8 protein-coding genes and 2 pseudogenes are annotated in these 6933 nt (G+C 39.6%); 3 read left to right on the top strand and 7 right to left on the bottom strand.

The annotated features are described in order from the left end of the window. Both MF4640_RS12230 and MF4640_RS12225 read left to right on the top strand, forming a co-directional pair. A pseudogene (locus tag MF4640_RS12230) lies at positions 1–426 on the top strand (IS5-like element ISAba12 family transposase); the annotation flags it as partial. 52 nt (positions 427–478) lie between these two features. Further along, positions 479–835, top strand: a pseudogene (locus MF4640_RS12225) (citrate/2-methylcitrate synthase); the annotation flags it as partial. A gap of 56 nt (positions 836–891) precedes the next feature. On the opposite strand, the gene MF4640_RS12220 reads toward MF4640_RS12225, so the two are convergent. From MF4640_RS12220 to MF4640_RS12210, 3 genes are all read right to left on the bottom strand, one after another. After that, positions 892–1512, bottom strand: coding sequence for an aminotransferase (locus tag MF4640_RS12220; RefSeq protein WP_078389751.1), 621 nt, complete (start codon positions 1510–1512; stop codon positions 892–894). 78 nt (positions 1513–1590) lie between these two features. Beyond that, complete coding sequence (locus MF4640_RS12215; protein WP_078389750.1) at positions 1591–2073, bottom strand: CinA family protein; 483 nt, start codon at positions 2071–2073, stop codon at positions 1591–1593. Positions 2074–2117: 44 nt separating this feature from the next. Next, complete coding sequence (locus MF4640_RS12210; protein WP_171263883.1) at positions 2118–2768, bottom strand: hypothetical protein; 651 nt, start codon at positions 2766–2768, stop codon at positions 2118–2120. A 101-nt stretch (positions 2769–2869) separates the two neighbouring features. Here MF4640_RS12210 and ispF point away from each other — a divergent pair, with 101 nt between their 5' ends. Further along, the gene (gene ispF, locus MF4640_RS12205) at positions 2870–3358 is read left to right on the top strand and encodes a 2-C-methyl-D-erythritol 2,4-cyclodiphosphate synthase (protein WP_004979990.1); all 489 of its coding nucleotides are present in this window, start codon (positions 2870–2872) and stop codon (positions 3356–3358) included. Here the strand turns inward: ispF and MF4640_RS12200 are convergent. The 4 genes from MF4640_RS12200 to MF4640_RS19445 all read right to left on the bottom strand — a co-directional run bounded on the left by MF4640_RS12200 (position 3346) and on the right by MF4640_RS19445 (position 6536). Next, positions 3346–3870: a protein tyrosine phosphatase family protein gene (locus MF4640_RS12200; protein WP_004693352.1), complete on the bottom strand. Its 525-nt coding sequence runs from the start codon at positions 3868–3870 to the stop codon at positions 3346–3348. The two genes, ispF and MF4640_RS12200, sit on opposite strands and share 13 nt — an antisense overlap. A gap of 56 nt (positions 3871–3926) precedes the next feature. Further along, complete coding sequence (locus MF4640_RS12195; protein WP_004693350.1) at positions 3927–5018, bottom strand: 3-deoxy-7-phosphoheptulonate synthase; 1092 nt, start codon at positions 5016–5018, stop codon at positions 3927–3929. Positions 5019–5158: 140 nt separating this feature from the next. Then, positions 5159–6055 carry a sulfite exporter TauE/SafE family protein gene (locus MF4640_RS12190; RefSeq protein WP_078389749.1) on the bottom strand — a complete coding sequence of 299 codons (897 nt, stop codon included), beginning with the start codon at positions 6053–6055 and terminating at the stop codon, positions 5159–5161. A 103-nt stretch (positions 6056–6158) separates the two neighbouring features. Then, positions 6159–6536 (bottom strand): hypothetical protein, encoded by a 378-nt coding sequence (locus MF4640_RS19445; RefSeq protein WP_227518655.1) that lies wholly within the window; start codon positions 6534–6536, stop codon positions 6159–6161. Positions 6537–6933 lie beyond the last annotated feature (397 nt).

The following is a 6933-nucleotide window of genomic DNA, read 5'->3' as shown; positions in this document are numbered from 1 at the left end:
GTCAGTGATTCACAGGTGCTTGGTGATTTACTTAATCAGATTCCACAAGATGAGCAGATTAACTCTGTTTATACCGATGGAGCTTATGACACCAAGCAATGCCGTCAGGTCATTGCAGATCGGCAAGCGCATGCGGTGATTCCACCTAGAAAAAATGCGAAACCATGGAAAGATACAAAGAGTAGCTCGCTAGAGCGAAATGAATTACTTCGAACAATTAAACGTTTAGGCAGGACACTATGGAAAAAATGGTCAGGCTATCATCGGCGAAGTTTGGTTGAAACTAAGATGCATTGCATCAAATTATTAGGAGATAAACTCAGTGCAAGGAGTTTTGATAGCCAAGTGAATGAGATCCATGCACGTGTAGCAGTCCTTAACAGATTTACGGAATTAGGTCGACCACTTACCCAAGTTACGCCTTAAATTTGGCTCAATTAGGGGCGCTTTGCATTTCAAATCTTTGTGCAACAAAGCCCATGCAATCTACAAAGACAATGACCCACGTAATGGCATCATCAAAATCTGGTCAGAGCGCTTAGCCAAAGATGTCGGTGACACGGTACTGTATCCAGTATCAGTACGTTGTGAAGAAGTGATGTGGCGTGAGAAGAAATTATTCTGTAATGCAGACTTCTTCCATGCATCGGCATACCACTTCATGGATATCGCGACCAAACTCTTCACACCAATCTTCGTGATGAGCCGTGTCACAGGTTGGGCAGCGCATGTGATGGAACAACGTGCGGACAACCGTATCATTCGCCCAAGTGCGGACTATACGGGGCCTGAGCTGCGTAAAGTGGTGCCAATTGAAGAACGTGCTGCCGCATAACGCGATAACACATGATCTAAATAAGGTCTCATTTTTATAATTTGAGACCTTATTTTTTATCGGGTGAGAAGTATAGGATCTTCAATGTTATAACCTGTTTCAAAGGGAATCCCGAGATATTGAACAGTCACCAACGCTTTTTGTTGATTAGGAACTTTATAACTTTGCGAAATGCGTAGCCCATTTTTATAGTCCACCGTCTTGTGTACGGGACTTTTCAAATTGTTGTATTTCACTTGATATTGATAGCTAAACTTCGGGATGGAGACTTTAGGGTCATACCAAGAGGGTTCTTTTGAAGCCTTTTTACTGATGACTTGAATTTTAACCTGTTTGGGTGGAACCGGCGTTAAAGCTTTGAGTCGTTTTTTTATTTTTGCAATGTCACGGTCAAACTTTTGACTGTCTTGATCATAGTCAATTTTTTGAGTTTTTGGATTGATATATAAAGACTTTACTTCAATCAGTTTGGAGGGTGTTTTGCTGTTGAGTTGATAATAATACAATTGTGGCAAACGACCACGACCATCTAAATAATGTCGCATCACATAAATTTTTTGATCAGCTTGGTCGAGTCCTAAAATTTCAATATTTTGTGGTCCACCTACAGTTGCAAAACTGTGGCTTGAAAAAAATAAGGTGCTGAAAAGTAGAGGATGGATTATTTTCATCATCATGAGGCGCTTCACATTTTTATTGATTATGGTTCAGTTTAAAGGTTCTAAATGTAGAAAAATCAAATTTAGTGTAAAGATTTAAGCATTTTGAACACGTTGAATGACCATTTGAGCGACGTTTTTCGTAAGTTGATCAAGTCGCTCGAGCGCACTGCCCAGTAGTAAATAATGGTAAGTACTTAAACTGTTTTGATAATGAATGGCAATATAAAAGGTGCCTTCAGGTTTTTCAGGCGTCGCACTTCCACCAGGTTTGAGTAGCCCCGTACAAGAGACAATAATATCGGCATAACGAAATAGTTGATGACCGTGAAGCGCCATAGCTTCAGTGACTTCAATTGACTCCGCTGTATATTGCTGAATCAGTGTTGGATCTATCTTTAAAATTTCACATTTGATGCTGGGGTCATAACTGACCAGTCCACCGAGTAAAATGTCAGCTCCGCTATGTTTATAAATCGAAAATTGACTGGAGAGATAACCTGAACTGGCACTTTCGATAAAGGCAATGGTCAATTTTTTCTGTTCTAGGAGGTTGCAGCATTGCTTGAGTACTTGCACGACTTTAGCTTCCCGATGTTCATTATTTTGATCTGTTTGACAGCTTAGTCATAAACACGGTACACACCGACAAAACGATTACATGCTTTACTTTCACTTTTTACAGAAAGGATGGCTTTTTGAAAGTTGAACTGGTAGTGGCAGTTGTTTTCATTATCGGTAATATTTTGTTTCTGATCGGGTGTGGTATAGGCCAAAAAAGAAATGGTTTGGGTTTCTATGCGGTTATTGGGGCTACGATATGCAATACCTTCGATCTTAATTTTATCTTTAGAGAGCTGATGCACTTGTAGGTGCACAGGTTGTTTGGCAATGACCCCATGTTCAAACTTTAAATAGTGTTGCGTCAAACTTTGATTTAATGATGTGTAGAAGTTCAGATCATCAATTCGGAAGTCCATCTGCTGCTGATAGCATGCTAAGGATTTACACTGCTGTAGGCGGCTTAGCCATAGCTGATGGGTATCGACCAATAAACGCTGAGGCGCATCACTGATTAAAAAAGCAGTCATGGATTGCGTGTCTAATTTTTGTCGAATATCTTTGAATTGATCGCTACAGATCTTTTTAAGGCTAGATGAAGTCGGATCATCACAGTCAATGACTTGAGCATAACTAAAGCTGGTACAAAGATAACTTAGACACACTAAAATACTAAATTTTTTCATAAGTTTTATGTCGGTTTTCAACAGCATGATCGCTTATACTTTCACTATGTTGCGCTGCTTGTAACTATAGCGAAAGAGAAAGCGTGAATACAAGATTTCAATCATTTATTTCTTAAAGGAAACTGAGCATGGTTGCACATATTCGAATTGGACAGGGACTTGATGTACATGCTTTTGAAGAGGGTGAATTTGTCACACTGGCAGGTATTCAAATTCCACATACACACGGCTTAAAAGCACATTCAGATGGTGATGTGGTTTTGCATGCTTTAACAGATGCATTATTGGGTGCGTTGGCTTTAGGCGATATTGGTCAGCATTTTCCCGATACCGATCCTCGCTTTAAAGGAGCAGACAGTCGAGTATTACTCAAACATGTCTATCAGCTTATTTTAGATCGTGGTTATCAGTTGAATAATGCCGATATTACTGTGGCATGTGAACGTCCGAAGTTGGCGCCGCATAATTTAGCGATGCGCCAAAGCATTGCAGACGTTCTCGATGTTGAAATCACGCAGATTAGCATCAAAGCAACGACCACGGAAAAACTGGGCTTTACGGGTCGTCAGGAAGGTATTTTATCTACAGCGACAGTGCTGATTTCTCACGCAAAATGATCAGGATTGATCATAGCCAGCTTTAATTCTTGTGTTGCTTTACGACCTTGAAGTTGTAAGGCAACAGCATGCGTCAAACCTGTCCATGTGTCATTTGGTTCCCAAATTTGATGCATGGCCTCATGTGCGGTTGGCATATCAATATTCATATAATATTGACGATATAAATACATCAAACTACTGACGCGATAATTTTCTGAACAATGAACCCAAATAGTTTGTTCTTGTACCAAATGATCAATCATATCTAAGACCAATAAGCATTGATCATCAGATGGTGTATCCCATGAAATCGGCACATGTATATAGTTTAAACCGAGCTCTAAACAGATTTGATCTTCATTCGCTAAATAGTTATTGCTATTACTGAGCGCAAGATTGATGACTGTGTTTACGCCATACTCTTTAATTTGCTGTAATTGCTCAGCAGTCGGTTGTCCAGAAGTAAACAAATGCTCGTGGATAAATTGAAAGTTAAGTGTTTGGCTTAAGTGTGTTTCAATAGCGTTCATAATTATTTCTTAATCTTAGAATGAAAAACGCCATCCGAAGATGGCGTTTCAAAAACTTAACGGTTCGGTAAAACGTCTTTGAGTGCTTCGTGCATCTCTAGTAATACCTTTTCTGTGGTATCCCAGTCAATACAACCATCGGTTACTGACTTGCCGTATTCAAGATCGCATAGGTTTTCAGGAATTTCCTGACGACCACCTTTAAGGTGACTTTCAACCATAATGCCGATAATAGATTTATTTCCATCAATAATTTGTTCGGTAATATTTTTCAGAACAAGCGGTTGAAGGAACGGGTCTTTGTTCGAGTTTGCATGACTAGTGTCAATCATGATTTTGGTGCTGACTTTCGCTTTAGCCAATGCTGCTTCTGCTTCTGCTACAGAACCAGCATCGTAGTTTGGCTTGCCATTACCACCACGAAGTACCACGTGTGCATACGGGTTACCTGAAGTACGAATCACAGAGACTTGACCTTGGTTGTTTAGACCTAAGAAGTGGTGACCATGTTTAACCGACTGCATTGCATTGGTTGCAACAGTTAAACCACCGTCTGTGCCATTTTTGAAACCTACAGGTGAAGAAAGACCCGAAGACATTTCACGGTGCGTTTGGCTTTCAGTGGTACGTGCACCAATTGCTGACCATGAGATTAAGTCTTGGTAGTACTGTGGTGAGTTTGGATCGAGTGCTTCAGTCGCACATGGCAAGCCTTTCTCATTTAACTCAACCAAAAGCTTACGACCAATGCGTAAACCTTTTTCAATGTTGAATGAGTCATTCATGTCAGGGTCATTGATTAGACCTTTCCAACCCACAGTGGTACGTGGTTTTTCAAAATAAACACGCATTACGACATAGATTGAATCTTTAATTTTATCGCTTAAAACTTTTAAACGGTCTGCGTATTCGTGAGCAGCGACAGGATCATGAATTGAACATGGGCCAATCACCACAAAAATGCGTTTGTCTTTACCATCTAAAATATTGCGAATCGTTTCACGACCGTGAAGTACAGTTTGATATGCAGACTCAGTGAGAGGCAATTCAGTTTTTAATTCCGCTGGGGTAACTAGCGGATGAATGCTTTGTAAATTCACGTCATCGATGTCGTTTTGGGTAATAGAGTTTGACTGTAGAGTATTCATTGCCGTCACTGGTTCGATCGTATTAAGTTGCTTTATAAGCTGAATATAACACGATTTAGCTGATAAAAGGTTATAAAAAAAGTCGAATGAATCTTTGAAAAAAAAGTGATGAATCTTAGGTTTATTTTAAATCAGAATGCCTACACTGATGCATTCTTAACTGTTGAAATTTGAATGACTTGAGCAGTTTCGGCAGGCTTCACAGGTTTGGCTTTGATCGGATTCAACATGAAGTTCACACCTAGCGCGAACAGGGTAATACCCAACACTTTCCTGATGATTTTTTCAGGAAGGCGTGAACTAATCAGTGTTCCAATAATAATTGCTGGAATAGACCCCACCAATAACCACATAAGGAGATGGAAGTCCACGTTGCCTGAAGTCATGTGACCCATACCTGCAACGAACGTAAGTAACACCGCATGCACAACGTCAGAACCAATAATACGAATCATCGGTAGGTTTGGGAACATAATGACCAAAGCCATGATTCCGAAAGCACCTGCACCAACTGATGACAGTGTCACGAAGACCCCAAGAACCACACCCATCATTACAATGTACTTACGTTTATTGCTGGTTTGAAGCTGAACTTTTTCTAAGTCTTCGGTCATGTCTGGGAGTTCATCTTTACGTAATCTGTTGAAAAATTTTTCAATTTGATTACGGAAGACAATTGATAAACCTGTAATTGTCAACATGAAGCCTAAAACCATGGTAAGCACGGCTTTATAGTGGGTAGACTGGCTCAAATAGTTGTCGAGTACCCAGTGCGTTGCAAAGGAAGCAGGAATACTACCAATTGCAAGCCAAAGCACAATCGGCCACACAATATTTAGTTTTTTGGCATGTACAAATGAACCACAAAATTTTGAAATTGCGGCATAGAGCAAGTCTGTACCAATGGCAATGTGAGGTTCAATTCTGAAAAGGCTAATGAGGATCGGTGTCATTAATGAACCACCACCTACACCAGTAATTCCCACACAAAAACCGACTAAAACACCTGCGAGAATAAATTCGAGTGGACCAAACATTGTTATATGCCAAAATATCAAAAAACGTGCATATCTTATGACGTTTTCATATAAGTCGTTGTCTTGATTGTTGATTTACTTATTCTAAAAAGAGATATAGGAGTTATTGTTTGAGCTGTAGTCGCGCTTTTATTTTTATGCCTACAATTGTCAGTAACCACCATAGATTAAGACTTATGAGTGTTCGTAGAACATAAAGAGGGGCTAGCTGATGCTTTTTCCATTGCTCAAAGTCCGCTGCGGTCGAGCTATAGGTCATATCTAAGTACTGCTGACGTGGATTAGCTAATGTGATCTGTTGAATAAACACCTCCTTTTTGGTGTTTTTTAGATTCCAAAAAATACGCTTCAAATAATAAAGTTTGACCTGCTTTGCCTTAAATTGGTGATGATGTGATGCCTGGTCACATAGTGTTTCAATAGGTTCTCCCATCAATGCGCAGTTTGCGATCCATAAATGATGCTGTTGTTTAAATTTCAACGCGCTGTTTCGTCCTTTACCGACTTCAACAGTGATTTGATTAAAGGTTTTGCTCTGAATTTGAGAGGGAATCCAGCTGCTTGGGAAACAAATAAATACAAGCAAATTGAAAATGAGGGAAATAAAAAGTGTCTAGCCAAAATGATGCTTCGACCAACTGCAGAGCTGTTGAAAGGGGGTGATGATTTCTTGTTGTAACCAATCTAAAGCTGAGCGCAATGTTTGTCCCGTGAAAAGAGGTTTAAAAGTGTTTATTATTGAGCGTGTTATAACTAAAAAATCACGATGCTTCAACTTAAATGATTTTGATTAGGCTCTAAAATTCTGTTGCAATGGCTCTGGTTCATATATTTACATACACCTTTATATTTGGCTCATGAACCAAATATAAAGGCAT

The organism is Acinetobacter sp. MF4640 (assembly GCF_002018895.1).
GTDB lineage: Bacteria > Pseudomonadota > Gammaproteobacteria > Pseudomonadales > Moraxellaceae > Acinetobacter > Acinetobacter johnsonii.
This window is presented reverse-complemented; position numbering and strand designations above follow the sequence as displayed.